The sequence below is a fragment of the Maritimibacter dapengensis genome (genome assembly GCF_019218265.1).
Classification (GTDB): Bacteria; Pseudomonadota; Alphaproteobacteria; order Rhodobacterales; family Rhodobacteraceae; genus Maritimibacter; species Maritimibacter dapengensis.
Genome location: NZ_JAHUZE010000002.1, coordinates 1,118,181 through 1,144,072 on the forward strand (window position 1 = coordinate 1,118,181; position 25,892 = coordinate 1,144,072).

A 25,892-nucleotide genomic window follows, 5' to 3' on the forward strand; every position below is an offset into this window, starting at 1 on the left:
AAGTGACTATCGCAGGGGACCTAGATGTCGCGGTCGATTGATTACGGAAATCTGATGCACGATGCCATGCGGAGCCTGATCCGTCAGGTTCTCGAGGATGTGGCCGATCACGGCCTGCCCGGTGCGCATCATTTCTTCATTACCTTCGACACAATGCACCCGGACGTGGAAATCGCCGACTGGCTGTCGGATCGGTTCCCGGAAGACATGACCGTAGTCATGCAGCATTGGTTCGACGATCTTCAGGTCAGTGAAGACGGTTTCGCAGTCACACTGAATTTCGGCGATAACCCCGAACGGATGTATATCCCCTTCGACGCGATCCGCACCTTCGTCGATCCTTCAGTCGAGTTTGGCCTGCGGTTCGAGACGCAGGAAGGCGATGACGACGAGGATGATCTGGACGAAGCCCCGATGCATGTCGATCCGGACGACGAGGACGCGGAACCGAAGGACGCGGAAGTCGTGAGCCTGGACAGCTTCCGAAAATAATCCACCCCCTTCGTCACGATCGAAACCCCATCACGCGGCGCGCGAACCGCCGATGTATCCCGTCGTATACAGCAATGATCTTGCACGCGACGCGCGGGGTGGTATGACACGGCCAGAGTTCTTCAGGGAGACTGACCGATGACCGCCACCCGCACCGAGACCGACAGCTTCGGCCCGCTCGAAGTTCCCACCGACAAGTATTGGGGCGCACAGACGCAACGCTCGCTGATGAACTTCCCCATCGGATGGGAGAAGCAGCCTGTCGCAATCGTACGTGGCCTCGGTGTCATCAAGAAGGCATGCGCACAGGCGAACAAGGCCAACGGCGATATGGACGCCCGGATCGCGGATGCCATCATCGAAGCCGCGGGCGAAGTGATCGACGGCAAGTTCGACAACAACTTCCCGCTCGTGGTCTGGCAGACCGGGTCGGGCACGCAGTCGAACATGAACGCAAACGAGGTCATCGCGAACCGCGCGATCGAGATCCTTGGCGGCGAAATCGGCTCGAAAGACCCGGTGCATCCGAACGATCACTGCAACATGGGGCAATCCTCGAACGACACCTTCCCGACGGCCATGCATATTGCCGCCGCCATGTCGGTGCGCGACGTGCTGCTGCCGGGGCTTGAGAAGCTGCACACTGGCCTCGCCGCGAAGGCCGAAGAGTTCAAGGACATCATCAAGATCGGCCGCACCCATACGCAGGACGCCACGCCGCTCACGCTGGGGCAGGAATTCTCAGGCTATGCCAAGATGATCGAGAACGGGATCGAACGCATCAAACTGGCGCTCCCGGGCATCTACGAGCTGGCGCAAGGCGGCACGGCTGTCGGCACCGGCCTCAACACCAAGCAAGGTTGGGGCGAGCAAGTCGCGGCAAACATGGCCGAGATCACCGGCCTGCCCTTCGTCACCGCTCCCAACAAGTTCGAGGCGCTGTCGGCCCATGACGCCATGGTCTTCCTCTCGGGTGCCATCGCGACCACGGCGGGCGCGGCGTACAAGATCGCCAACGACATCCGCTTCCTCGGCTCCGGCCCCCGTTCGGGTCTGGGCGAGCTGATCCTGCCGGAAAACGAGCCCGGCTCCTCGATCATGCCGGGCAAGGTGAACCCGACGCAGGCCGAGGCGCTTACGCAGGTCGCGGCCCATATCATGGGCAACGATGCCGCGATGAAATTCGCCGGTTCACAAGGCCATTTCGAGCTCAACGTCTACAACCCGATGATGAGCTACAATCTGCTCCAGTCGATCCAGCTTCTGGGCGATGCCGCCGACAGTTTCACCGAGCGGATGCTGAATGGCATTCAGGCCAACGAGCCGCGCATCGAAAAGCTGATGAAGGAAAGCCTTATGCTCGTCACCGCGCTCGCGCCCACAATCGGTTACGACAACGCTACGAAAGTTGCGAAAACGGCCCACAAAAACGGGACGACTCTGAAGGAAGAAGCCATCGCCCTGGGCTTCGTGGATGAGGAAACTTTCGAGAAAGTCGTGCGCCCGGAGCAGATGATCGGGCCGAAATGATCCGTGGAACATTACAAATGTGAGAGGCGGCGAGCACGGATTTCGCCGCCTTCTCTTTGTTATCAGTCGCTTAGCGTCTATTCATCACATTATAGTTAGTGACCTATACAAAAGACTTCTATCTTTAGGATCAAACCTGTGTCCTAGCTGCAGGTATGGAAGCAACTCTTCACCAAGGCGAGCTTCCCCTCGCCACCGGCGCACACGAGCACCTCTTCGACACGATCACCAACCTGACCGGAGATGGCCTTTGCTTGGCCGAAATGATCACCGACGCCGAGGGGCGTGCGGTCGATTATCGGTTTCTCGAAGTGAACCCGAAGTTCGAAGCCTTCACCGGCCTGAAGGACGCCGAAGGCAAGACTGCGCTCGAACTCGTTCCCGGGCTGGAGCATCACTGGGTCGATACCTACGGGCGCGTGGGCTTGGGGCGCGAGACATTGCGGTTCGAAAACGGTTCGGTCCCGATGGGCCGATGGTTCGAAGTTTGCGCCTCGCCTGCACCGGTTTTTGGTCAGTTGTTCATCCTGTTTCGTGACGTGACTCGCCGGAAAGACGCCGAAGAGGCCAACCTACAGGCGCTGGATCGGGCACAGCACCTTCTGAGCGAATTGAACCATCGTGTCAAAAACAGCCTGACCGTGATCAACTCGATCATCTCGATGGAAAAACGCAAGTCTTCCGAAGATGTTGGCCGCGCCCTCGACCGGGTCGGCTCACGGATCGACGCGGTCCGGGGCCTGTTCGCGGCATTGTCGGACACCGGCTCAGTGGATCGCGTCTGTTCCGGCACTTACCTGAATCGTGTCGTCGACGGCTTGCAGGGTGCCGTGGTCATCGAAGGGCGTATCGTGATCCGCGCGGAAATCGAAGAAATAGAACTGGACGCCGAACAAGCAGTGTCGCTCGGGCTCGTGGTCAACGAGCTTGTCACCAACGCCGTGAAACACGCCTTTCCGAATGGCAGACACGGGACCATCGACGTGAAATTCTGCAAAGACGGCGATGCGCTTGTTCTGTGCGTCACGGATGACGGCGGACAGGCGCCTGCTGGTGCCGGAACCGAGGGTGGACTTGGCTCTCGCCTCATCAAAGCCTTCGCACAGAACCTCGATGCGGACATCGAAACAGATGCGAGTGATCGCGGCACCTGCGTCACGCTTCGCTTCCGGCCCTCTGGTAATCCCTGACCGACCGCGCCATCATCGGCGCATGAAGAACGTGACCAACCTCAACAGGTTTCGTAAGGCAAGGCTCCGCGACAGCAAACGCGCGGTGGCGGATGAAAACGCGGTGAAGTTCGGCAGGACGAAAGCCGAGAAGCGGCTTGCCGACGCGCGGCAGGACAAGGCCGCGCGCGACCTTGAGGGCCACAAGCGTGACGAGTGACGCGCGGCCCCGCAAGCACTCGGTGACGCTGCGCGGGCACCGCACCTCCATCTCGCTCGAAGATGAGTTCTGGAGCGCCTTTCGCGACATCGCCGAGGCCGAGGGCAAGGGCATCAACGAGCTTGCTGCAGAAATCGACGAGGCGCGCGGCCTGTCCTCGGGTCTGGCGTCCGCTATCCGCCTGTACGTTCTGCGTCATTACCGGGGTTAGTCGAGGCCACAGACCCGCCGGATGCGATCCGCCTGCGCCTCGACCAGTCGATGACCCTCGGAGATAATTTCCTTGCCCCGAAACAGCTCGAGCACCGTGATGTGGGTGAGGTCCGCGTCCATCAGCACATGGGGAGGCTCACCGGCAAGTCGCGCGCGGCTGATCTGTTGGGTTGTGACGTCGATTGCCGCGTTCACCACGTCGAAATAGCCGGGTTTCGAGGCGCGCAGCGACTCCTCGGGCGAAATACCGAATACATCGTGCAATGCTTCGGGAAGAACCTTTGCAATCCAGTGCGGGGTTTCGTCCGGGGCCTTCCAGATCTGCCCATCGGGCCGCGCGTTCGGGTTCACGGCGAGGATCACCTCGGCACCGAGCGCTCGCACCGCCGACACCGGAACCGGGTTCACCAGACCGCCGTCGAGTAACCAGCGGCCGTCGTACTTCACGGGAGTCATAACGCCGGGGATGCCCGCCGAGCCACGCACGGCGCGGTATGTTTCGCCTTCGGAGAACCAGATTTCACGCCCGGTCTGCATGTCCGTCGCGACGGCGGTGAACGGACAATGCAGGTTTTCGAGTCTGTCGGGAACGCCAATGTCTTTCATCAACGCTTCGAGGCGACGCGCCTCGACCAGGCCGCCGGAATTGAACGAAACATCCATGAGCCGCAGAAACGCCGCTGGGGTCAGCTTCTCGACCCAGTCCCTCAGGGCGGGAAGCGCCTCGCCCGCCCAGGCCGCACCGACAACCGCGCCCATCGACGTGCCGGCGATCATGTCGGGCTTCACGCCAAGAGCGGCAAGAGCTTCTATGACGCCGATATGGCACCATCCGCGCGCTCCGCCCGATCCCAATGCCAATCCGATCTTCGGTCTGCCCATGCTGCACCCTTCCGCCCGTCCGGTTACCCGACCCGATTAAAAACCGCGTGACGGGCAAGCGACAAGTGAACCATGACCTACTTTTACGCGTTATCCAGGAAAACGAGGACACATCATGCGCGCCAAGGCCATTTTGCTATTTGTTGCCGCCGTCACCTTCGCGCTCGGGCCGTTCATGGTTCCGGGCTTCGGCGGCCTCGACCCGAATCTCTACCCGAACCCGCAGGTCGATCCGCCTGTGCAGCCAGCGGGCTATGCCTTTGCGATCTGGGGGCCAATCTACCTGTGGCTCATCGCTTCGACCGGGTTTGGTCTGCTGCGGCGGCATGACGTTGCGGATTGGGACCGGATGCGGATGCCACTCCTAATTTCGCTGGTGATCGGAACGGCCTGGCTCCCCATCGCCATGATCTCGGCCATCTGGGCGACGATTCTGATCTTCGCCATGCTGATCACGGCCGCCCTTGCCATGCACCGTGCGCCTGAGCGCGACCGCTGGTGGGCGGTCGCCCCAGTTGCGTTCTACACCGGCTGGCTGACTGCGGCGAGCTTCGCCTCTCTGGGCCTCACCGGGGCCGGGTTCGGGCTCCTGCTCGATGAAGTGGGCTGGGCCATCCTTGCGATCCTGCTTGCGCTTGGGACCGCGCTTTTCATCCATGCCGGTCGGCGTGATGAATGGGTGTATTTCACCAGCGTGATCTGGGCGCTTCTCGCCATCGTCATCAAGAATTTCGGCGATGTCTGGATCGTCGCTGGCGTGGCGCTAGCCGGTGCTGTCTTCCTGACCGCGATCATGGTGCGAAGAATTACCTTGAACCTTCAGCGCCCGCGCGCCCGCGCCTAACGCGCGAGCGCCCTGAGAGCGGCCTCCAGCACCTCGTCCACACGGTCGCTCATGGGGGGCCTGCGCGCCAGCACGTCCCCGATCGGCACCCATTCTGCCGCCATTGCGTCGTCCGCTGCGACGGGTTCACCCGCGACATGCGCACACAATACGGCGGCGAGGTCGAATGCATAGCCCTCGGCCCGGATTTCCAACACGTCCAGAACCGCTATCGACCGGGCCAGCACGCCTGTCTCCTCATGCAATTCCCGAAGCGCGCCGGTCTCGTGGCTTTCCCCGGGATCGAGATGCCCGCCGGGATAGCCCCATAGCCCCGCATCCGGGGGCTTGCGCCGTTGGACGAGCAAAACATGCCCCTCCCGCACCACGACCGCCATCGCAGCGCGGGTCGGGGTCATTCCGCCGCCGTGCGTTTCTTGGGTTTCAGCATGTCCTTGAGGTAATAGCCCGTATGCGAGCCTTGAACGGCAGCCACATCTTCAGGCGTGCCGGTGGCGACGAGCGTGCCCCCGCCATCGCCGCCCTCAGGGCCGATGTCGAGGATCCAGTCCGCGGTCTTCACCACGTCGAGGTTGTGTTCGATCACCACGACCGTATTGCCCTGATCGACAAGCTCATGGAGCACTTCGAGAAGCTTCTTCACATCCTCGAAATGAAGCCCGGTCGTGGGTTCGTCGAGAATGTAGAGCGTGCGTCCGGTCGAGCGTTTCGACAACTCCTTCGACAGCTTGACGCGCTGCGCCTCGCCGCCCGACAACGTCGTCGCTTGTTGCCCGACCTTGATATAGCCCAGCCCAACGCGCATGAGCGCATCCATCTTTTCGCGGATCGAGGGAACGGCCTTGAAAAACTCCTGCGCCTCTTCGACCGTCATATCAAGAACGTCGGCTATGCTCTTGCCTTTGAATTGAATTTCCAACGTTTCGCGATTGTAGCGTTTGCCTTTGCAGGTCTCGCATTCGACATAAACGTCAGGCAGAAAATGCATCTCGATCTTGATGACCCCGTCGCCCTGACAGGCCTCGCAGCGGCCGCCCTTGACGTTGAAGCTGAACCGCCCCGGCTTGTAGCCGCGCGTTTTTGCCTCCGGCAGACCGGCGAACCAGTCGCGGATCGGGGTGAAAGCGCCCGTATAGGTCGCCGGGTTCGAACGGGGCGTGCGCCCGATTGGGCGTTGGTCGATGTCGATGACCTTGTCGAGATGCTCGAGCCCCTTGATCGTTTCGCAGGGTGCGGGCGTCTGGCGTGCACCATTGAGCCGCATCGAGGCAGTCTTGAACAACGTCTCGATGGTCAGGGTGGACTTCCCCCCGCCCGACACGCCTGTGACGCAGACGAACCGGCCCAGCGGAAACTCGGCCGTCACACCCTGAAGATTGTTGCCGGTTGCCTTGACGACGGTCACGGATTTGCCATTTCCCTCGCGCCGTTCGAGCGGCACAGCGATCTCGCGCACGCCTGACAGGTATTGGCCAGTGATCGACCCGGCATCCGCCGCAATCTCCGGCGGCGTGCCTTTGGACACGACCTGCCCGCCATGCACGCCTGCCCCCGGCCCGATGTCGAACACGTAATCCGCCTCTCGGATCGCTTCTTCATCGTGCTCGACCACGATCACCGTATTGCCCTGATCGCGCAGGTTCTTGAGCGTTGTCAGAAGCCGACCGTTGTCGCGCTGGTGCAGACCGATGGACGGCTCGTCGAGCACGTAGAGAACCCCGGTCAGCCCGGACCCGATCTGACTTGCCAACCTGATCCGCTGGCTTTCGCCGCCCGACAGCGTGCCGGCGTTACGGCTGAGCGTCAGGTATTCGAGACCGACGTTGTTAAGAAACCCAAGCCGTTCGCGGATCTCCTTGAGGATCGCGCGGGCGATTTCGTTCTTCTGGGCGCTCAGGTGGTTCGGCACCTCTTCGCACCAGTCGTATGCTTCGCGGATCGACATCTGCACGACCTGACCGACGTGCAAGCGCGCCTCTGGCTTGCCGCCGGACGGGCCGATTTTCACCGCCAGCGCTTCTTCGCGCAGCCGGTAGCCGCCGCAATCGCCACAGGGCCGGTTGTTCTGATACCGCTCGAATTCTTCGCGCACCCAGTTGCTGTCGGTCTCGCGGTAGCGACGCTCCATGTTCGGGATGACGCCCTCGAAGGGACGCGTCACCTCGTAGACCCGCCCGCCTTCGTCGAAACGGAACTTGATCTCTTCGTCGCCCGAGCCGCGCAGAAACACCTTCTGAACGTGCTCCGGCAGGTCCTTCCACGGCGTCGTGTAGTCGAACTCGTAATGCCGCGCGATCGACTCGATGGTCTGGCGGAAATAGGGCGACTTGCCCTTTCGCCACGGCGCGATGGCCCCGTCGTAGACTTGCAGCGCCGCATCGGGCACGACGAGACGTTCGTCGAAGAAAAGCTCCTGCCCCAGACCATCGCAGGTCGGGCAGGCACCGAACGGCGCGTTGAAGGAGAACAGTCGCGGTTCGATTTCAGGAATGGTGAAACCCGAGACGGGACAAGCGAAGTTTTCGGAAAACGTCATGCGCTCCGGCTCGCCGTCTTTCGGCGCGGTCTCCAAAATCGCGATCCCATCGGCGAGGTCGAGCGCGGTGCGGAAACTGTCGGCCAGCCGTTGCTCCATGCCCTCACGCACCACGATCCGATCCACAACGACGTCGATGTCGTGGCGGAATTTCTTGTCGAGCGTCGGCGCGTCTTCGAGCTCATAAAACGCCCCATCGACCTTGACCCGCTGGAAGCCCTGCTTGCGAAGCTCTTGGAATTCCTTGCGATACTCGCCCTTCCGATCCCGAACGATGGGGGCCAGCAGGTAGCCCCGCGTGCCCTCCTCCATCTCCATCACCCGGTCGACCATGTCCTGCACCTGCTGTGCCTCGATGGGCAGCCCGGTGGCGGGGCTGTAAGGCGTGCCCGCGCGGGCGAACAGAAGCCGGAGGTAGTCATAAATCTCGGTCACGGTGCCCACGGTCGAACGTGGGTTCTTCGACGTGGTCTTTTGTTCGATGGAAATCGCAGGGGACAGGCCCGCGATATGGTCCACGTCAGGCTTTTCCATCATGTCGAGGAACTGGCGCGCATAGGCCGACAGGCTTTCGACATACCGCCTTTGCCCCTCGGCATAGATCGTATCAAAGGCGAGAGAAGATTTGCCCGACCCGGACAAGCCGGTAATAACCACAAGCTCGTCGCGCGGAATGTCCACGTCGATGCTCTTGAGATTGTGCTCGCGCGCCCCGCGCACTTCGATGAACTTGAGTTCAGCCATGACCCACCTCGAAACGACAGGTCCATAGATAGTGGATGCAGTCGCAGGCGCAAACGAAAAATGAGAACGAAAGCGGAACAATCGGATTAATTCCGTTTCCGAATGCGCTCCCATCGGCTAGCGTCCCGGCATTGATCTTTGCCTTTGGAGGAACCTCATGTTTCGCATTTTGCTGTCCGTCCTTGTAATCCTTGGCTTTTCCAACCTCGCACTGGCGCAGGACCGCGCCAACGCGATCCTCGTGCTCGACGGATCCGGTTCGATGTGGGGACAGATCGACGGGGTGAACAAGATCGTGATCGCGCGGGACGTGGTCGGAGGGCTTCTCGACAGCCTGCCAGAAGATCAGGCGCTCGGTCTCATGGCCTATGGACACCGGACCAAAGGCGATTGCGGTGATATTGAACTCCTCGCGGAACCCGGCACCGATCGCGCTGCCCTGGCCGCCGCAGTCAACGGCATTTCCCCGGTGGGCAAGACACCGCTCTCGGCCGCCGTCATTCAGGCCGCCGAAGCGCTCAAATACTCCGAGGAGGTCGCGACGGTGATCCTCGTCTCGGATGGGATAGAGACCTGTGACTACGACCCCTGTGAGGTCGGTCGCCAATTGGAACAAACCGGCGTCGGGTTCACCGCCCATGTCATCGGCTTCGACGTGGCCGACCCTGCGGCCCGCGCTCAGCTTCAATGCCTTGCCGATGAGACCGGCGGCACGTTCCGCACCGCGGACGACGCAGGTGAACTGGCGGACGCGCTGACCGAAGTGGCCGCCGCCCCTGCCCCGGAACCCCAACCGGCGATGATCAATATAACCTTCCGCGCCACCGATGGCGAAGGCGGTCCGGTCATCACTGACGGGCTGATCTGGTCGATCTCCGCCGGCGACGCGACGCTCGCAGACGGGGCCGACGAAGCCTCCCCCGCCTTCACTCTGGAAGAAGCCACCGAGGGTACGGCAACGGTCCTTCGGCTCGTGGACGAGGCCAGCGCGGAGGCGACATACTCGGTGACGACCGAAGGTCAGGTCGTCGTGATCGCCCTGCCCGAATACGCCCCGCCTGCCACCGTCGAAGCACCTGCGTCGGCCCCGGCCGGCTCGCTTGTCGACGTGACGTTCACCGGGCCCCGCGGCGGTGGCGATTACATATCGTCCGCCCGTGAGGGCATGAAACCCGGGTTCTACGACGAATACGCGAATGTCACAGATGCAGAAGGAGACACCCTGACCCTGCGTATGCCGCCCGTCGCCGGCACCGCGACGATCAGCTACGTTCTGGGCGATGGTCGCGACATCCTGGGAAGCACGACCATCGAAGTGACGCCGCTCGACATCACCCTCACCGTACCCGAGGCCGCGACCGTCGGCACGGCAGAGAATATCGTCTGGACGGGCCCGGATTACACAAGCGACTACATCACAGTCTCGAAACCCGACGATAGCGGGTATGAAGCATACACCTACACCAACAAAGGCTCGCCCTTGTCCCTCGACATGCCGACCGAGGAAGGCACCTACGAACTGCGTTACGTTCTCAGCGCCTCTCGCGAGATCGCGGCGCGGTCGGAAACCTTCGAAGTCAGTCCGGCGACGGTCTCGGTCGAAGGTCCGGTCGAAGCGATTGCCGGATCGACCATCGAGGTGACGTGGGAGGGCCCTGACGCGGATGCCGACTACATCGCCATTTCGCGGGTCGATGACGACAGCGGGTATGAGACCTATGCCTACACCAAGGGCACCAACCCGCTTGAGGTGAAGACCCCGATCGAGCCGGGCGATTACGAGATCCGCTATATCTTGTCGCAGGGCCGCAAGATCCTTGCGGCCACGCCCCTGGCCCTGACCGAAGTCAGCGCCACGGTCTCCGGCCCCGCGTCCGCGACCGTCGGAACCGAGATCGAGGTGACGTGGGAAGGCCCCGACTACAAGAGCGACTACATCGGTATCGGTAAAGCCGGAGAGCCCGGCTATGTGACCTACACCTACACAAGCGAAGGCAGTCCGATGAAGATCGAAGTGCCGGGCGAACCGGGCGACTACGAGCTGCGCTATATCCCCAACGCCGACCAGAGCGACGTGCTTGCACGTGCGGCCCTGACGGTCGAGGCCGCCCAAGTCACGCTTTCCGCACCTGCGAGCGTCGTGGCGGGGTCGCAAGTCGCCGTCGACTGGACCGGCCCTGACACCAAGAACGACTGGCTCGACATTTCGACCAACGACGACACGCCGAACGATTACGAAGCTTATGAATATACGAAGTCGGGCAGTCCCGCCCAGATCACGGCACCCGCGATGCCCGGAGAGTATTTCGTGCGCTATGTCCTGAGCGCCCAGCCCCGGCAGGTGATCGCAACGCGCCCGATCACCGTCACCGACGTCACCGCGAATGTGTCCGGCGTGATCGGAGATGAGCGCATCGACGTGACATGGGAGGGGCCGAATTACCAGCGTGACTATGTCGTGGTGGCCGAACCCGGCGCCGCACCCAACAAGTACATCGACTACGTCTATGCCCGTGAGGGCGGCACAGGGACGCTCGATCTGCCTGAAACGCCGGGTGAATACGAGTTGCGCTATATCTTTGCCGGGACCGAGACCCGGATCCTCACGACCACGCCGATCACCATCGAGTAGGCGGGTTTCGGCAGCGATTTCGTTGGGGGGCTTGTAATATTCATCTTTTTGAATATCTTTCCTCCCAACGCAAGACACACCGCTACGCCACCGCGTTGCGCACAAGTTCGAGGAAACAAACGATGTTCAACATGCTTCGCAGCGGCGGCCAGCCGCGCACCCCTGGTATGACGGCCAAAGACGCTGTCGAGAAAGCCGCGACCGGAGATGTCGTCGTGGTCGATGTCCGCGATGCGGGAGAGCTTGCCATGTCGGGCAAAGCCAAAGGCGCGGTCCACATTCCGCTCGCCGTGATCCGTATGCAGGCCGACCCTTCTTCGCCCGATTTCAACCCGGCGCTCGACCAGTCGAAACCCATTGCAGTCTATTGCGCCTCCGGTGCCCGGTCATCGATGGCCGCGCAGGTGTTCCAGAACTTCGGCTTCGAGGTGTCCAACATCGGCGGGTTGGGTCACTGGCAAATGGCGGGCGGCGAGATCGAACGCGCCTGAGCCTGTACCACGCAAGATAAAGGCGGGCGCACTGCCCGCCTTTCCACTTTTTCCGTGTCCTGCCCGATCCTAGAAGTGGATCGCGCGCCCGTAAGCGTCGAGCACGCTTTCGTGCATCATTTCCGATAGTGTCGGGTGCGGGAACACGGTGTTCATCAGGTCTTCTTCGGTGGTCTCCAACTGTCGCCCGACGACGTATCCCTGGATTAGTTCGGTCACTTCCGCGCCGACCATATGCGCACCCAGCAACTCCCCGGTCTTGGCGTCGAACACGGTCTTGACCATGCCCTCCGACTCGCCGAGCGCAATGGCCTTGCCGTTGCCGATGAAGGGGAACTTGCCGACCTTGATGTCATAGCCAGCTTCCTTGGCCTTGGCCTCGGTCATCCCGACGCTCGCGACCTGCGGGTTGCAATAGGTGCAGCCCGCGATGCTTTCGGGTTTCACCGGATGGGCATGCTGCCCGGCAATGAGTTCGGCAACCATGACGCCCTCGTGGCTCGCCTTGTGCGCAAGCCAGGGCGCGCCGGCGATGTCACCGATGGCATAGATCCCGTCGACCCCGGTGCGGCAATACTCGTCAGTCACGACATGGGTGCGATCGACCTTGATGCCCAACTCCTCAAGGCCGAGGCCCTCGACATTACCGACGATCCCGACCGCCGAAATCACGCTGTCGAACTCTTGCGTCTCGGTCTTGCCATCCTTTTCGATATGCGCCGTGACCTTACCTTTGCCACGGTCCAATTTCTTGACCGTCGACTTCTCGCGGATCTTCATACCCTGTTTCTCGAACTGCTTCTTGGCGAAGGCCGAAATTTCGGCATCTTCGACGGGGAGCACCCGGTCCATGACCTCGACCACGGTTGTATCCGCGCCGAGCGTGTTGAAGAAGCTGGCGAATTCGATCCCGATGGCACCCGAACCTATGACGAGGAGCTTCTTGGGCATCCGCGGCGGCTTCAACGCGTGCTTGTAGGTCCAGACGAGATCGCCGTCCGCCTCGAGCCCCGGCAATTCGCGGGCGCGTGCGCCGGTGGCGAGAATGATGTTCTTGGCGGTGAGCTCTTCGGTGCCCTTGTCGGTCTTGACCGACACCTTGCCCTTCGCGGGAATGCTGCCCTCGCCCATGAACACGGTAACCTTGTTCTTCTTGAGCAGGTGCTGGACGCCGCCCGAAAGCTGTTTCGCGACGCCACGCGAACGATCGACCACCGCGTCGAGGTCGTAGTCTGGCTTCTGGACCGAAAGCCCGAAATCCTTGGCTCTGTGCATGAGGTGATAGACCTCGGCCGAGCGCAAAAGCGCTTTGGTCGGGATGCAGCCCCAGTTGAGGCAGATACCGCCCAGATGCTCGCGCTCGATCACGGCGGTTTTCAATCCCAATTGGGCAGCACGGATCGCGGCGACATAGCCACCGGGGCCGGACCCCACCACGATCAGATCAAAGCTATTGTCGGCCATCAGATGCTCCTTACGAAAAGTAGTTTACCCTTAAACTAGTTTCACAGACGGTTCAATCACCCTCCCTGTCCCAACGTCAATTCCTTGCTTTCGCGGTCGCGCTGTGGACAAGTTCAGCCTGACAGATAGGGAAGGCGTTGAAAATGGTCGATATTCACGAAACTGGCGTCGCGCGTAGTCGCGCCGTTTTGTCGGCCTGCGGCGCAGTGGCGGGTTTGTCGGCCTATGCGCTCGTCGAAATCTTGCCCAAAGTGACGGAATCGCCCCTGCTCATTGCCGCGCTGGTTTCTGGCGTGGGCGCGTTCTTTCTGGTTCTGCTGATCGCGCTCGGTCCCCTGTCAGCGTCACGCGCGGTCCGCAGTGCTCTCTCCATCGCACTTCCCGTCAGTGCTCTCATGGCGATTTTCACCCTGCGCTTCCATGATCTCGACAACATGGCCGACGCGAACCACGGTTTTCTCGCGGGTGCCATCATCGTGTTCGTCGCCACGCCCTTCGCGCTTGCGGTCCTTGACCCGGACACAACATGGCACGACTACCCCGCCCTCTTCTCCCGGGCTTGGGAGATCGTCGTCCGCTATGTCGTGGCAGCGATTTTCGCCGGCGTTTTCTGGGGCCTCTACTTTCTGTCGTCCGCGATCCTGGAACTCGTCGGGATCGACGCTCTGCGCGACTTTGCGGACATCGACCCGGTGCCGTCTGTTCTGACCGGCGCAGTCCTTGGTCTTGCGCTCGCGGTCGTGCACGAGTTGCGCCATCTGATTTCGCCCAAGATCGTGCTCAGGCTCTTGAGGCTCCTGTTGCCCCCAGTCGCGGGCGTGAGCGTCATTTTTACCATCATCGCTCCCATCCAGGGGCTGTCTGCGCTTCTCGGTAACATCTCGGCCGGGGCGACGGTCATGACGATGGCAATCACCCTCATCACGCTGGTGACCGTCACGCTCGACCGAACCGACGACGAAAGCGCCTCGGCACCGACGCTCCTCCTCTCGGCCCGCGTCGGCGCCGTGCTTTCGCTCGTTCTCGCAGCACTCGCTGTCTGGGCGGTGGCGGAACGGGTTGGGCAATATGGCTGGACACCGGACCGCGTGCTCGCCTGCACGATCGGTCTTCTTCTGATGGCATACGGCCTTTGCTACGTTGCGGCCCTGTTTAGCACCGATTGGAAAGCCCTTATGCGGCGTAGCAACATCGCAATGGCTCTTGTCACACTCGCCGTCGCAGCGATCTGGCTTACACCGATCCTGAACGCCGAGCGGATCTCGGCCCGCTCGCAACTCGCCCGCTTCGACCGCGGTGAGGTGCCGGCAGACGAACTTGACCTTTGGCGGATCACGCGTGTCTGGGGGCGCGCGGGCACACGCGCGTTTGCGCCATATCGCGACACGTCCCACCCGCAGCATGACAAGGTGGCCGCGCGCATCGAAGCCCTCGACAACGGCGATCTGAATCCGAGGCAATCAGCGGGTGGCCCCGTCTCGACAGAGGACCTCCGAGCGGACCTTGAAGAAAGGCTCGCGTATCGGCCCGAAGGTGTGGACCCCGGCCGCCTGCTCACCGACCTGCCCGAGTATCAACAAAGGCTCGCCCATACAGGCTGCACGCGATACGTCACTCCCGAAGGGGCCCCCGCTTGCGTCGCGGTCGTGGCTGATTTTCTCCCATCCCCCGGCGACGAGATCATCATCGTCTATTGGAACGGATCGAACATCGAAATCGCCGCAGAACGCGGCGGGTATTTCGACACGCCCGGCGTCACACCGGGCCCGGCGCTCATCGACGACATCCTGAACGGCGCGTTCGAAATCGTTCCGTCACGCGCATTGGAACTCAGGCTCGACGACGGCTTCGTGGCACCCAATCGCCGTTAAGCGGACAATTCCCTGAGCACCGCGCCATAGCCGCCCTCGTTCACGAACGCAGCCTCGGGAAGCGTCGTCTGACGCGACAGGGCTTCGTTGCGATACGGGAAGCGACCGAACCGTCTGATCACCTCGCGGTGGACCTTGGCGTGAAGCAGGTTCGGCGCGCCGGTCTCGGGCATCCGCGTCAGCATCAGCCGCACGCAGCGGTCCTGATCGACCAGACATTCCGAATGCATCAGCGGCAGATAGAAAAACTGCCGCGCCGGTTCGTCGATCTTCAAGTCCCAGCCCTTGTCGATCGCGCATTTTGCAGCCGCCATGGCGGCCTTGTCGGACGAAAACGCCTTGCCCTCTCCCCGGAACATGTTCCGGGAAAACTGGTCGTTCAAAATGATGTAGGCAAGCGTCCCGCTGGGATATGTGAGCCACAGTGACAATGCCCCTTGCTGTGCCGCCACCCACGTCTCGTAGAACTTGTCGCGAATGTCCGCGTCCAGCTCCTCTGATCCTTCATACCAGCCCTTTGGTCCGACCTCGTCGATCCAGTAGCTGAGGATCTCCTCAGGATTGGCCATGTTACCCTCCTTGGCCTATTGCACCCCTCCTTCGAGGTTACAAAAATTTCACATTCGAGCAAGGAAATATCCGTTTATTGCGCGGTGGGTAGCGCATAATTGAAACGCTGACACTCGTTTCACGAGGATTGTTTCGCGCCACGCTCCTCCAGGGCCTCTTCGACCGCGTCAGCATAGACTTCCTGCGCAAGTTCCATCGCCACGGGCGAGGATTGCGCCATGACCGCGACGTAGGAGGACGTCTCCTCGACCGGCACCGCAGGACGGCGAGTCGCGCGATAGAGCCCGTACGCGACAATGAGCCCGAGCGTGACCGTCAGAACCACGAAGAAGCCGCTCGCACCGAACCGCCCCATGATCCAGCCTGTCGCAATCGGACCGGTAATCGCCCCAACCCCGTTGATGAACATCAGACCCGACGACGCCGAGGCCATCTGTTCGTATTCGAGGTAATCGTTCGTATAGGCGATAAGCAGCGCGTAGAGCGGCCCGATCATGCCCCCGATGATGAAGGCCGCGCCGAGCAAAGCAGGGAAACTCTGGTAGAATGCGGGGAACACCGCGGCACCTGCCGCAATTCCGGCGGTCACGATGATGAGGCGACGACGTTCGATCCGGTCCGACAGGAAACTGAGAGGAAACTGAAGAACCAGCGCCCCGATGTAGAACATCGCCACGAACAGCGTCAGTTGCTGCACCGACAGCCCGATCGCCGTCCCGAAAACGGCGGCCATACCGAACTGCGCGGCATTGGCGGCCCCGGCCAGAAGCATACCGACGACGCCCAGAGGCGATGCGCCGAACAATTCGCGCAGTGTCATACGTTTCGAGGTTCCAAACGCAGGCGTAGGGGAAACGGAAAGCAGGATCGGCGCGAACGAAATCGAGACGAGCACGCTGGGCAGGATGAAGAGAAAAAAACCCGACGGGTCGCCAATTGCGATCAGACCCTGAGCTGTGATGATCCCGGCCATCTGCACGATCATGTAGATCCCGAGCGCCTTGCCCCGGTTCTCGGTGGTCGCATTGTTGTTGAGCCAGCTTTCGGCGGTCACGTAGACGCCCGAGAAGCAAAATCCGGTCAGAAGGCGCAGGAAAGACCAGGCCCAGGGATCAGCAGCGACGGGATAGAGGATCAGGACCGCCGAGATGAAGCTGCCCAGGGCCGCAAAGACACGGACATGGCCCACGCGCCGGATCATCTCCGGCGCGGCACGCGACCCGAATAGGAATCCCGCGAAATAACTCGCCATGACGATCGACATCGCCTCGGTCGAGAACCCTTCAATACCACCCCGTATGCCGAGCAGGGTCCCCTGGATGCCGTTGCCCACCATGAGAAGCATCATGCCGAGGAAAAGCGCCCAGGACGTACCGAGAACTTGGATCATGTGACGTGCCTTCTTGATGTCACCGTTTGGCGCTTGGTGCGTTGGCCGACAGGCATCATGATTCTGCGCCAGGTGGCAACAGCCGTATCACGGTCTCACAGCGCCGTGACCCACAGAATAGTGGCGTCGTCCTGCGATATGGAGATCACGTTATGGCCCATCGACGCGTCGTAGTAAGCACTATCGCCCCGTTTCATGTCGACCGGTTCGTAGAATTCCGTAATCAGCCGGATTTCGCCGGTCAGGACGTAGAGAAACTCTTCCCCGTCGTGGCGCACCCAGCCGTCGAATTCCTCGAAGCTGCGGGCGCGCACACGGGCGCGGTAGGGCAGCATCGCCTTTTTGGTCAGCGCCGATGCGAGCAGTTCGTGCTCATAGGTCGTCGTCGGGTGGGTCTGGCCTTCGCCCGATTTGGTTACCGCCATGCGACCCGAGACGCGCGGATCGTCCGGGGGCGTGAAGAGCTGCGGCATGGTGATCTCCAGACCGACGGACAGCTTTTTCAGCGCCTCGAACGTGGGCGACATCTGACCGTTTTCAATCTTGGAGAGCGTCGATCGTGCGAGCCCCGCTTGTTTCGCGGCCTGTTCCAGCGTCCAGCCCCGCGACTTGCGCAATTCTCGCACCCGTTCACCCAGGTCCACGGGTTGTGGATCGGGGCCATCCACGCCGCTCTCGCGTGCGAGCCGGATGAGGCTTGGCTGATCTGGGCGGCTCTCGGTCATGGCGCGTTTTAGCCTGCCCGGTAATCTCATTGCAACTGGCAGGACTTGGGGGCAGGAAAGGCGCATGTTGTCCATCGACGCCCCCGGCCCCGCACTGCCTCCTCCTCCCGCCGTCTTCAACATGGCGCAATACGTGCTGGAGGATGGCGGCGCGCCGGACAACCGGCTGGCGCTGCGGATCGTCGGCGATGGCTCTGCGCGGCAGGATTGGACGTTCGGTGCACTCCGGCGCACCGTTCAGGGCATCGCGGGCGGTCTTCTCGCGCTAGGTCTCACGCCCGGCGAGCGGGTTCTGCTGCGGCTCGGGAACACAGTGGAATTCCCTCTGGCGTTTCTGGGCTGCATTGCCGCCGGGCTGGTGCCGGTGCCGACCTCGTCGCAGCTGACCGAGCGCGAGATCACTGGCATGGCCGCTGACCTCGCCCCTGCCTTGGTCATTGCAGGACACGGTGTCGCACTCCCCCACGCGCCCGCCATACCGGTCTTGAGCGAAAGAAGCTTACACGAATTCGCGGATCACGCGCCCGCGCCCTTTGACATGGGAGATCCGGACCGCCCCGCTTACGCGATCTTTACCTCCGGCACGTCTGGCCAGCCCCGCGCTGTGGTCCATGCCCATCGCGCGATCTGGGCGCGGCGGATGATGTGGGAGGGCTGGTATGGCCTGACGTCGAATGACCGCGTCATGCACGCGGGCGCGTTCAATTGGACCTACACGCTCGGCACCGGTCTCATGGACCCGTGGTCGCGCGGCGCGACCGCACTGATCGCGGGCGCAGGTCATACGCCGTCCGACCTGCCTGCGCTGATCGCGTCGGAAAACGTCACCATCTTCGCCGCCGCGCCCGGCGTCTACCGTCAGATGCTGCGTGCAGGCCTGCCGCCCTGCCCCGTCTTGCGCCACGGATTGTCCGCGGGCGAGAAGCTGGCCGAAACCATCCGCGCGGGTTGGCAGGAGGCCACGGGCACCACACTTCACGAAGCATTCGGCATGTCGGAATGCTCGACCTTCGTTTCCGGCAACCCCCGACACCCTGCCCCGAGCGGAGCGCTTGGATACGCCCAGCCGGGCCGGAAAATCGCGGTCATCGGTGCTGACGGTCCTGTGCCGCGCGGCGCCCCCGGCGTGCTCGCGGTCCATGCCAGTGATCCCGGCCTGATGCTGGGCTACCACGGCGCCGAGGATGAAACACGCGCGCGGTATCGGGGCGAATGGTTCCTGACCGGCGACATGGTGGAAATGGCCACAGACGGTGCGATCACCTATCTCGGACGCGACGACGACATGATGAACGCGGGCGGCTACCGCGTCTCGCCCATCGAGGTCGAGGCCGCGATGACCCGCCACCCCGGCGTGCATGAGGCCGCCGCTGTGGAATGGCAGGTCAAGGCCGACGCCAAGGTCATCGCCTGCTTCTATGTCCCCGAAACCGACCCGGTGCCGGACGGCGACCTTTCGGCCCACGCCGAAGCGAACCTTGCGCATTACAAATGCCCACGCCGCTTCATCGCCGTCGAAAGCCTGCCGAAGGGCGCAAACAACAAACTCCTGCGCCGAGACTTGCGCGCCCGTTTGTGACCGCTCAGCAGATGACATTTCCCGCCGGGGGCGTTAGGTGAGGCTCATGGTAAAACTCTACATCTTCTCCGACCCGATCTGCCCCTGGTGCTATATCGGCAAGGCCCGGCTCGACGCAGCGCTTCTGGAAAGGCCCGACCACCCGTTCGAAATCGAATGGCACCCGTTCATGCTGAACCCCGACATGCCCGCGGACGGGATGGACCGGCGCGCCTATCTCGAGGCCAAGTTCGGTGGCAAGGATGGGGCGGTTCAGGCCTATCTCCCAGTTCAGAAAGAGGCCGAGGCGAGCGGCCTGACGATCAACCTCGACAAAATCGAGCGCACGCCATCTACCATCGATGCTCATCGCCTGATCCACTGGGCGCATCTGGAGGGACGTCAGACCGCCACCGTCTCCCGGCTGTTTCAGGCGTATTTCGTCGACGGTCGCGACATCGGGGACCGCGCCGTTCTCGGCGACATCGCCGAAGGCACCGGCATGGATCGAGAGATGGTCGAACGCCTGTTCGAAACCGGCGCGGATGAAGCCAACATTCGCGCGCGTGACATCGACGCCCGCGAGAAAGGCGTGAACGCTGTGCCGACTTTCGTCATCGCCAACCAGCATGTCGTGCCGGGGGCGCAGCCCACCGATCTGTGGCTCAAAGTTATCGACGAGATCCAGCAGGGATTGCGCGAGAGCGACGACACCACCCACTGACTTCTGCGTCACTGCACAGGTCCGATCACTGGCCATTCTGACTGTGCGGGCGTAACGAGGGCGTGAAAGGTAGGACATGGCCCTCGTACGCCCCCAAACACGCCTCGGCACACCGGAACTGGTCGCGCTTCTGGCCGCGCTCATGTCGCTGATGGCCTTCTCGACGGATTCGATCCTGCCCGCGATGAGCGACCTCGCCGCAACGCTTGCCCCGGATGACAAGTCGCGCACACAATTCATCATCAGCGCCTTCATACTGGGAAGCGGGATCGGAATGCTGATCTTCGGCCCGCTTTCCGACTCAATAGGCAGGCGACGGGCGCTGGCCGCCGGGATCGGACTTTACGTGATCGCCTCGGCCCTCGCCGCTTTTGCCAGCTCTCTCGAAATGCTCCTCGCCCTTCGGTTGGTGATGGGCATGGGTGCCGCCGCAACCCGCACGATCAGCCAGGCGGTGACGCGCGACATGTTTTCGGGCGCCGAACAGGCGCGGGTCGCCTCGCTGATCTTCATGGTCTTCGTCGTGGTTCCGGCCATGGCGCCGCTGATCGGCCAACAGATCATCTGGGCCGTAGGCTGGCGCGGCCTGTTCGTCGTCTACATGGCGTTCGGTGTCACGATCCTGACTTGGTATCTGGTCAGACAGCCCGAAACGCTTGCGCCGCAATACCGCCGGGCGTTTCGCCTGCGCCCGATCCTGGCCGCCGCGCGAGAGGTGCTGACCACCCCGGTTTCGGCCCGCTACGTGCTGGTTCAGGTCATGATGTACGGCCAGTTCATCGCCTATCTCAGCTCCGCCGAGCAGCTCTGGGTCGATGCGATGAACGTGGGCGACGCGTTCCCGCTTTATTTCGCCTGCGTCTCTGTCTTCGCCGCCGGCGCCGGATTTCTGAATTCTAGACTCGTTGTGCGTGTCGGCATGCGTCGAATGCTGATCTGGGCCTTCGGGAGCCAGATGGTCTTCGCCGCACTCGCGTTCACGCTCTTCGCCTCGGGCGCGCTGGACGCCGCGCCGCCCTGGGTCCGCATCCTGGTCTTCGGCCTTTGGTCGCTGTCCCTGTTCTTCATCAACGGCCTGACGCTGGGCAACGTGACGGCTCTGGCGATGGAACCCCTGGGTCATCTGGCCGGGACCGCCGCCGCCGTCATCGGGGCGGTCGGCATGGGGGCGGCCATGTTCATCGCCGCGCCCCTTGGTCAGGCTTTCGACGGCACGCCACGCCCGATCATGCTCGGTGCCACGATCTGCTCGGCCATCGCGCTGTCGCTGGTGGTCACGGACATGAAGCGCGACCGGGCCTAGGCGGGCATCGCGCCGCTTCGCGCCAGCATGCGCGAGCGAAGTGCCCCCGCCGCGCCGATCTGGATGAAATAGGCCACCATGACCGGCAGGATGAAAGTCGCCCCGAACGTGTCGATCGAGAATACGGCGAGGATCAGCGCGAGCGTGATGTAACGCGTCACCACGTGCCAGTAGACCGCGCGGCCCTCGGGCGTGTCCTTCGTCACCATGCCGGCGACCAGCACTGCGGCAGCATAGAAAGCCGCCGTCGCGACCACGGCTTTCGCAAGTGCCATCAGTTCTACGGAAAAGAGCATCTGCGAGGTGGAGAGCGAGAAGAGGTAGAACACGATCCCGAACATGGTCGCTTTGGAAATGATCTGCTGATGCCGCTCGACGAAGCTGATGAGCTTCGGCGAAGAGGCGCGCGCGAGGCGAGACAGCAGGAACGGGATCACGATCAGGATCACGAAAGGTGCGAAAGGCCGCACAGAACGCCCGGTTGCCGCGGTTGTCTGGCTCAGGTCCGGTGCCGGGAAGTAAGGGCTGGCGAGATCGAAGAACTGCGAAAAGACCAATGTGACCGGGAGCAGAAGCGCAAGGTTCAGCATGAACAGGATAAAGCCCAGTTTCGGATTCGCACCGGACGTCTTGATCCACATCATCACCATGCCACCACCGGGCAACAGCGCCAGCAGGAACAACGCGCCGGCGATGCCGATGTCACGGCTCGCGAACCCGATCACCAGTGCGATGAGCGGCAGGATCAGGTAATTGATCGCCAGGTTTCGCCCGAAGGTCGGCATATGGTGCCCGACAAGTTTCAGGTCGTGGGTGTCGAACTTGAAGAGCGACGGCGTCACCAGAAACACGCCCGCCACGACGCAGACAAGCGATGAAAACGCGAAGCCGCCGGTGAGCGCGCCGAAACCAAGGCCAAGAACGATGGCCAAGACGACGAGAATGATCTGTTGCATTGCAGTCTCCGAAAACCGAGTCGATAACTTATATTCAATTTTTTGAATATTGCAAATGCGACGGTTCGTCCGGGGCATTCAGCGAACTGTTCTGGGGTTCAGGCGCGCTTCGCGGCCTTCGCCTTTTTCTTTTCCGCCACGACCTTTTCGGCAAGGTCACGGGCGATGGCGAATGCGCCTTTGATCTTGTCGGACTCTTTTTTCCAGTCGCGGCGGATGACGATCTTGTTGTTCTTCACCTTGGCAAGTCCACGCTGCGCCTGAATGAACTCGACGAGTCCCTCGGGCGAGGCGAATTTGTCATTGTGGAACTGGATCGTCGCGCCCTTCGGCCCACCGTCGAGCCGTGCGATCCCTGCCCGTTTGCACATGGCCTTGATCCGCACCACGAGGAGCAGGGTATTGACCTCTTTCGGCAGCTTCCCGAAACGGTCGATGAGTTCGGCGGCGAAACCTTCAAGCTCGACCTTGGTGGTCAGATCGGACAAGCGGCGATAAAGCCCGAGCCGCACGTCGAGGTCCGGCACATAGGCCTCCGGGATCATGACCGGCACGCCGAGATTGATCTGCGGCGCCCATTGCTCGTCATGTTCCGTAAGCCCCTCGAGCTCGCCCGAACGTATCTTGGAAATCGCCTCTTCGAGCATGTTCTGGTAAAGCTCGTAACCCACCTCGTTCATCTGGCCCGACTGCTCCTCGCCCAGGAGGTTGCCGGCACCACGAATATCGAGGTCCTGGCTGGCCAGCGTGAACCCTGCGCCAAGGCTGTCGAGACTGCCCAGGACGCGCAGGCGTTTCTCGGCACCGGGCGTGAGCGGCACGCGGGGCTTGGTGGTGAGATAGGCATAAGCACGGGTCTTCGAGCGCCCCACCCGGCCCCGGATTTGGTAAAGCTGCGCCAGCCCGAACATATCGGCGCGCCAGACGACCATGGTGTTCGCCGTGGGAATATCGAGCCCGGATTCGACGATGGTCGTGGCCACCAGCACGTCGAACTTGCCGTCATAAAAGGCGTTCATCCGGTCGTCCAACTCACCCGCCGCCATCTGGCCATTCGCGGTGACGAAGCTGACCTCCGGGACGTGTTCAGTGAGGAATTCCTCGATTTCGCGCAAATCCTTGACCCGCGGCACGACGAAAAAGCTCTGCCCGCCCCGGTAATGTTCGCGCAGGAGCGCCTCGCGGATCGTCACCGTGTCGAATTCCGACACGTAAGTGCGGATCGACAGGCGGTCTACCGGTGGCGTGCCGATGATCGACAGATCGCGCACACCGGTGAGCGACATCTGCAAAGTCCGCGGAATGGGCGTGGCCGACAGGGTCAGGACATGGACGTCCGAGCGCAGCTCCTTAAGCCGTTCCTTGTGGGTCACGCCGAAACGCTGCTCTTCGTCGATGACCAGAAGGCCCAGATCCTTGAACCTGACCCCCTTGGCCAGCAGCGCGTGGGTGCCCACGACGATGTCGACGGTCCCGTCCTTCATCCCCTCACGGGTGCGCGTCGCCTGCCCCTGGCTCACGAAACGCGACAGGGTGCTGACCTGGATCGGAAAGCCTCGGAAACGGTCAGAGAAACTCTTGTAATGCTGACGCGCGAGGAGCGTGGTAGGCGCGATCACGGCGACCTGTTTGCCCGACATCGCCGCGACAAAGGCCGCGCGCATGGCCACCTCGGTCTTGCCAAACCCCACGTCGCCACAGACGAGCCGGTCCATCGGCTGACCCGCTGCCATGTCCTCCATCACGTCCGCGATGGCCGAGAGCTGATCGTCGGTTTCCGTATAGGGGAACCGGGCCGCGAATTCCTCCCACGCGTGGTGTGGCGCTTCCAATACGGGCGCCTTGCGCAGGTGGCGTTCGGCGGCCAGCCGGATAAGCTTGTCCGCGATCTCGCGAATGCGCTCCTTGAGCCGCGCCTTCTTGGCCTGCCACGCACCACCGCCGAGCTTGTCGAGAAGCCCTTGCTCATGTCCGTATTTCGACAGGAGTTCGATATTCTCGACAGGCAGGAACAGCCGGTCCCCGCCCCCGTATTCCAGCGCCACGCAATCGTGAGGCGCACCGGCGGCGGTGATCGTTTCCAACCCCTGGTAGATGCCGACGCCATGATCGACATGGACGATCAACTCGCCCGGCGTGAGGCTCTGGTGCTCGGTCAGGAAGTTCTCGGCGCGGCGCTTTCTCTTCGCCGGCCGGATCAACCGATCGCCCAGCACGTCCTGCTCGGAAATGACCGTGAGGCCAGGTGCCACGAACCCGTGCTCGAGCGGCCAGACAGCGAGGTAGAGCCCGCCACGATCGTCCGGCACGTCTCGAAAGTCCACGATCTCGGAAGCAGCGGTCAGACCCTCGTCGGCAAGCAGCCCTCCGACTCGCTCGCGCGCGCCCTCGGAATAGGAGGCGACGATGACCGGCCCCTCCTCTCGCCGCACTCTAACATGCTGCGCCAAAGCTTCGAAAAGATTTACCTTTTCCTGTTGGCGTTCTGGCGCGAAATTGCGCCCGATCCGCCCGCCACCATCGAGCACCCCCGGCCCCGTGGCCTGTGGCAGCGCAACCAGTTGTATCACCCGATGATGCGCCACCGCCTGTGCCCAGCCGGTGTCGTCGAGATAAAGGCCTTCGGGCGGCGCGGGTTTATAAACCGTGTCGAGCCGCGAACGGTCCGCCAACGCCAGTTTCCGGGTTTCGTATTGGTCGGCGATTGAGGCCCACCGGGCGATCCGGGCAGGTTCCAGTTGATCGTCGAGCATCACGCTGGCGTCCGAGAGATAGTCGAACAGGGTCTCGAGCCTGTCGTGGAAGAACGCCAGCCAATGCTCCATACCCTGATGCTTGCGCCCTGCGGACACCGCCTCGTACAGCGGATCTTCGGTGCCGCCCGCCCCGAATTCCACCCGATAGTTCTGGCGAAACCGCGCGATCGAGGCGTCGTCGAGAATGATCTCGGACACGGGCGCAAGTTCGACGACAGAGAGGTTCTCGGTCGTGCGCTGGGTTGCCGGGTCGAACCGGCGCGCCCCGTCGAGCACGTCACCGAAAAGATCGAGACGCACCGGGCCCTCGTCACCGGGCGGGTATATGTCGATGATCCCGCCGCGCACCGCGAAATCACCGGGCTCGGTCACGGTCGGAGCCTGCGAGAATCCCATGCGCACCAGGAACGCCCGCAAACCATCCACGTCGATGCGGTTATCGACGGCGGCGGACCAACTCGCCTCTTTCAAAACAGCGCGCGCGGGCACCTTCTGAGTGGCGGCGTTGAGGGTCGTCAACAGGATGAACCGCCCCGGCACGCCATGCGCGAGCGCGGCGAGCGTCGCCATGCGCGCCGCCGCGACATTGGGATTGGGGGACATGCGGTCGTAAGGCAGACAATCCCACCCGGGAAAAGTCAGGACGGTCGCATCCGGGGCGAAAAAGCCCAGGGCCGCCTGCATTGCGGCCATGCGCTTTTCGTCGCGCGCAATGTGAATCACCGGCCCACCGCTTTGGGCAAGCTCCTTGGCCACGAGTTGGGCGTCAAAGCCTTCAGGGGCGCCTGAAAGGGTGATGTGATTGCGATCCGTCATGGCCCG

Annotated in this window: 21 protein-coding genes; 12 read left to right on the forward strand and 9 right to left on the reverse strand. The window is 62.4% G+C overall.

Translation table 11 applies throughout. From position 1 onward, the window contains the following. Window positions 1-24 precede the first annotated feature (24 nt). The 5 genes from KJP28_RS11870 to KJP28_RS11890 all read left to right on the forward strand — a co-directional run bounded on the left by KJP28_RS11870 (window position 25) and on the right by KJP28_RS11890 (window position 3,622). The gene (locus KJP28_RS11870) at window positions 25-492 is read left to right on the forward strand and encodes an SspB family protein (RefSeq protein WP_218392737.1); all 468 of its coding nucleotides are present in this window, start codon (window positions 25-27) and stop codon (window positions 490-492) included. 138 nt (window positions 493-630) lie between these two features. Then, entirely contained in the window at window positions 631-2,022 is a 1,392-nt protein-coding gene (gene fumC, locus KJP28_RS11875) for a class II fumarate hydratase (protein WP_218392738.1), read from the forward strand. A gap of 155 nt (window positions 2,023-2,177) precedes the next feature. Then, window positions 2,178-3,212, forward strand: a complete 1,035-nt coding sequence (locus tag KJP28_RS11880) for a sensor histidine kinase (protein ID WP_218392739.1) — start codon at window positions 2,178-2,180, stop codon at window positions 3,210-3,212. Window positions 3,213-3,234: 22 nt separating this feature from the next. Further along, entirely contained in the window at window positions 3,235-3,411 is a 177-nt protein-coding gene (locus KJP28_RS11885) for a DUF4169 family protein (RefSeq protein ID WP_218392740.1), read from the forward strand. After that, a complete protein-coding gene (locus tag KJP28_RS11890) occupies window positions 3,401-3,622 on the forward strand; it encodes a ribbon-helix-helix domain-containing protein (RefSeq protein WP_218392741.1) in 222 nt (73 codons plus the stop codon). The genes KJP28_RS11885 and KJP28_RS11890 overlap by 11 nt, the downstream gene beginning before the upstream one ends. Here KJP28_RS11890 and KJP28_RS11895 read toward each other — a convergent pair. Further along, entirely contained in the window at window positions 3,619-4,506 is an 888-nt protein-coding gene (locus tag KJP28_RS11895) for a patatin-like phospholipase family protein (RefSeq protein ID WP_218392742.1), read from the reverse strand. The two genes, KJP28_RS11890 and KJP28_RS11895, sit on opposite strands and share 4 nt — an antisense overlap. A 115-nt stretch (window positions 4,507-4,621) precedes the next feature. On the opposite strand from KJP28_RS11895, the gene KJP28_RS11900 reads away from it, so the two are divergent. Next, window positions 4,622-5,350, forward strand: coding sequence for a hypothetical protein (locus tag KJP28_RS11900; protein ID WP_218392743.1), 729 nt, complete (start codon window positions 4,622-4,624; stop codon window positions 5,348-5,350). Here KJP28_RS11900 and KJP28_RS11905 read toward each other — a convergent pair. Together KJP28_RS11905 and uvrA are read right to left on the reverse strand one after the other, a co-directional pair. Next, window positions 5,347-5,748 (reverse strand): NUDIX hydrolase, encoded by a 402-nt coding sequence (locus KJP28_RS11905; protein ID WP_218392744.1) that lies wholly within the window; start codon window positions 5,746-5,748, stop codon window positions 5,347-5,349. The genes KJP28_RS11900 and KJP28_RS11905 overlap by 4 nt on opposite strands. Continuing rightward, entirely contained in the window at window positions 5,745-8,630 is a 2,886-nt protein-coding gene (gene uvrA, locus KJP28_RS11910; RefSeq protein WP_218392745.1) for an excinuclease ABC subunit UvrA, read from the reverse strand. Before uvrA ends, KJP28_RS11905 begins: the two co-directional genes overlap by 4 nt. A 157-nt stretch (window positions 8,631-8,787) precedes the next feature. Here uvrA and KJP28_RS11915 point away from each other — a divergent pair, with 157 nt between their 5' ends. After that, window positions 8,788-11,262: a vWA domain-containing protein gene (locus tag KJP28_RS11915; protein WP_218392746.1), complete on the forward strand. Its 2,475-nt coding sequence runs from the start codon at window positions 8,788-8,790 to the stop codon at window positions 11,260-11,262. A 122-nt stretch (window positions 11,263-11,384) separates the two neighbouring features. Beyond that, window positions 11,385-11,753: a rhodanese-like domain-containing protein gene (locus tag KJP28_RS11920; RefSeq protein WP_255552317.1), complete on the forward strand. Its 369-nt coding sequence runs from the start codon at window positions 11,385-11,387 to the stop codon at window positions 11,751-11,753. A gap of 69 nt (window positions 11,754-11,822) precedes the next feature. Here KJP28_RS11920 and lpdA read toward each other — a convergent pair whose 3' ends face one another. Beyond that, on the reverse strand, window positions 11,823-13,217 hold the full coding sequence (gene lpdA / locus KJP28_RS11925; RefSeq protein ID WP_218392747.1) for a dihydrolipoyl dehydrogenase: 1,395 nt from the start codon (window positions 13,215-13,217) through the stop codon (window positions 11,823-11,825). 143 nt (window positions 13,218-13,360) lie between these two features. Between lpdA and KJP28_RS11930 the strand changes: the two genes are divergently transcribed. Continuing rightward, the gene (locus KJP28_RS11930; protein ID WP_218392748.1) at window positions 13,361-15,088 is read left to right on the forward strand and encodes a DUF4153 domain-containing protein; all 1,728 of its coding nucleotides are present in this window, start codon (window positions 13,361-13,363) and stop codon (window positions 15,086-15,088) included. Here the strand turns inward: KJP28_RS11930 and KJP28_RS11935 are convergent. The 3 genes from KJP28_RS11935 to KJP28_RS11945 all read right to left on the reverse strand — a co-directional run bounded on the left by KJP28_RS11935 (window position 15,085) and on the right by KJP28_RS11945 (window position 17,773). After that, complete coding sequence (locus KJP28_RS11935; protein ID WP_218392749.1) at window positions 15,085-15,657, reverse strand: DUF924 family protein; 573 nt, start codon at window positions 15,655-15,657, stop codon at window positions 15,085-15,087. The genes KJP28_RS11930 and KJP28_RS11935 overlap by 4 nt on opposite strands. A 119-nt stretch (window positions 15,658-15,776) precedes the next feature. Next, window positions 15,777-17,048, reverse strand: coding sequence for an MFS transporter (locus KJP28_RS11940; protein ID WP_218392750.1), 1,272 nt, complete (start codon window positions 17,046-17,048; stop codon window positions 15,777-15,779). A 95-nt stretch (window positions 17,049-17,143) separates the two neighbouring features. Continuing rightward, entirely contained in the window at window positions 17,144-17,773 is a 630-nt protein-coding gene (locus KJP28_RS11945) for a helix-turn-helix domain-containing protein (protein ID WP_218392751.1), read from the reverse strand. 64 nt (window positions 17,774-17,837) lie between these two features. On the opposite strand from KJP28_RS11945, the gene KJP28_RS11950 reads away from it, so the two are divergent. The 3 genes from KJP28_RS11950 (at window position 17,838) to KJP28_RS11960 (ending at window position 21,358) form a co-directional block, all read left to right on the forward strand. Continuing rightward, the gene (locus tag KJP28_RS11950) at window positions 17,838-19,352 is read left to right on the forward strand and encodes an acyl-CoA synthetase (RefSeq protein WP_218392752.1); all 1,515 of its coding nucleotides are present in this window, start codon (window positions 17,838-17,840) and stop codon (window positions 19,350-19,352) included. A gap of 46 nt (window positions 19,353-19,398) precedes the next feature. Further along, a complete protein-coding gene (locus KJP28_RS11955) occupies window positions 19,399-20,055 on the forward strand; it encodes a DsbA family oxidoreductase (RefSeq protein WP_218392753.1) in 657 nt (218 codons plus the stop codon). Between the two features lie 76 nt (window positions 20,056-20,131). Then, window positions 20,132-21,358: a multidrug effflux MFS transporter gene (locus tag KJP28_RS11960; protein ID WP_218392754.1), complete on the forward strand. Its 1,227-nt coding sequence runs from the start codon at window positions 20,132-20,134 to the stop codon at window positions 21,356-21,358. On the opposite strand, the gene KJP28_RS11965 is transcribed toward KJP28_RS11960, so the two are convergent. After that, a complete protein-coding gene (locus tag KJP28_RS11965) occupies window positions 21,355-22,314 on the reverse strand; it encodes a hypothetical protein (RefSeq protein WP_218392755.1) in 960 nt (319 codons plus the stop codon). The genes KJP28_RS11960 and KJP28_RS11965 overlap by 4 nt on opposite strands. Before the next feature lie 98 nt (window positions 22,315-22,412). Further along, window positions 22,413-25,886, reverse strand: a complete 3,474-nt coding sequence (mfd, locus tag KJP28_RS11970) for a transcription-repair coupling factor (protein WP_218392756.1) — start codon at window positions 25,884-25,886, stop codon at window positions 22,413-22,415. Between the last annotated feature and the right edge of the window lie 6 nt (window positions 25,887-25,892).

Bases quoted from the DNA above. Each gene is read 5' to 3' on its own strand.
- KJP28_RS11870 (WP_218392737.1), top strand. From the start codon at position 25: ATGTCGCGGTCGATTGATTACGGAAATCTGATGCACGATGCCATGCGG.
- fumC (WP_218392738.1), top strand. From the start codon at position 631: ATGACCGCCACCCGCACCGAGACCGACAGCTTCGGCCCGCTCGAAGTT.
- KJP28_RS11880 (WP_218392739.1), top strand. From the start codon at position 2,178: ATGGAAGCAACTCTTCACCAAGGCGAGCTTCCCCTCGCCACCGGCGCA.
- KJP28_RS11885 (WP_218392740.1), top strand. From the start codon at position 3,235: ATGAAGAACGTGACCAACCTCAACAGGTTTCGTAAGGCAAGGCTCCGC.
- KJP28_RS11895 (WP_218392742.1), bottom strand. From the start codon at position 4,506: ATGGGCAGACCGAAGATCGGATTGGCATTGGGATCGGGCGGAGCGCGC.
- KJP28_RS11900 (WP_218392743.1), top strand. From the start codon at position 4,622: ATGCGCGCCAAGGCCATTTTGCTATTTGTTGCCGCCGTCACCTTCGCG.
- KJP28_RS11905 (WP_218392744.1), bottom strand. From the start codon at position 5,748: ATGACCCCGACCCGCGCTGCGATGGCGGTCGTGGTGCGGGAGGGGCAT.
- uvrA (WP_218392745.1), bottom strand. From the start codon at position 8,630: ATGGCTGAACTCAAGTTCATCGAAGTGCGCGGGGCGCGCGAGCACAAT.
- KJP28_RS11915 (WP_218392746.1), top strand. From the start codon at position 8,788: ATGTTTCGCATTTTGCTGTCCGTCCTTGTAATCCTTGGCTTTTCCAAC.
- KJP28_RS11920 (WP_255552317.1), top strand. From the start codon at position 11,385: ATGTTCAACATGCTTCGCAGCGGCGGCCAGCCGCGCACCCCTGGTATG.
- lpdA (WP_218392747.1), bottom strand. From the start codon at position 13,217: ATGGCCGACAATAGCTTTGATCTGATCGTGGTGGGGTCCGGCCCCGGT.
- KJP28_RS11930 (WP_218392748.1), top strand. From the start codon at position 13,361: ATGGTCGATATTCACGAAACTGGCGTCGCGCGTAGTCGCGCCGTTTTG.
- KJP28_RS11935 (WP_218392749.1), bottom strand. From the start codon at position 15,657: ATGGCCAATCCTGAGGAGATCCTCAGCTACTGGATCGACGAGGTCGGA.
- KJP28_RS11940 (WP_218392750.1), bottom strand. From the start codon at position 17,048: ATGATCCAAGTTCTCGGTACGTCCTGGGCGCTTTTCCTCGGCATGATG.
- KJP28_RS11945 (WP_218392751.1), bottom strand. From the start codon at position 17,773: ATGACCGAGAGCCGCCCAGATCAGCCAAGCCTCATCCGGCTCGCACGC.
- KJP28_RS11950 (WP_218392752.1), top strand. From the start codon at position 17,838: ATGTTGTCCATCGACGCCCCCGGCCCCGCACTGCCTCCTCCTCCCGCC.
- KJP28_RS11955 (WP_218392753.1), top strand. From the start codon at position 19,399: ATGGTAAAACTCTACATCTTCTCCGACCCGATCTGCCCCTGGTGCTAT.
- KJP28_RS11960 (WP_218392754.1), top strand. From the start codon at position 20,132: ATGGCCCTCGTACGCCCCCAAACACGCCTCGGCACACCGGAACTGGTC.
- KJP28_RS11965 (WP_218392755.1), bottom strand. From the start codon at position 22,314: ATGCAACAGATCATTCTCGTCGTCTTGGCCATCGTTCTTGGCCTTGGT.
- mfd (WP_218392756.1), bottom strand. From the start codon at position 25,886: ATGACGGATCGCAATCACATCACCCTTTCAGGCGCCCCTGAAGGCTTT.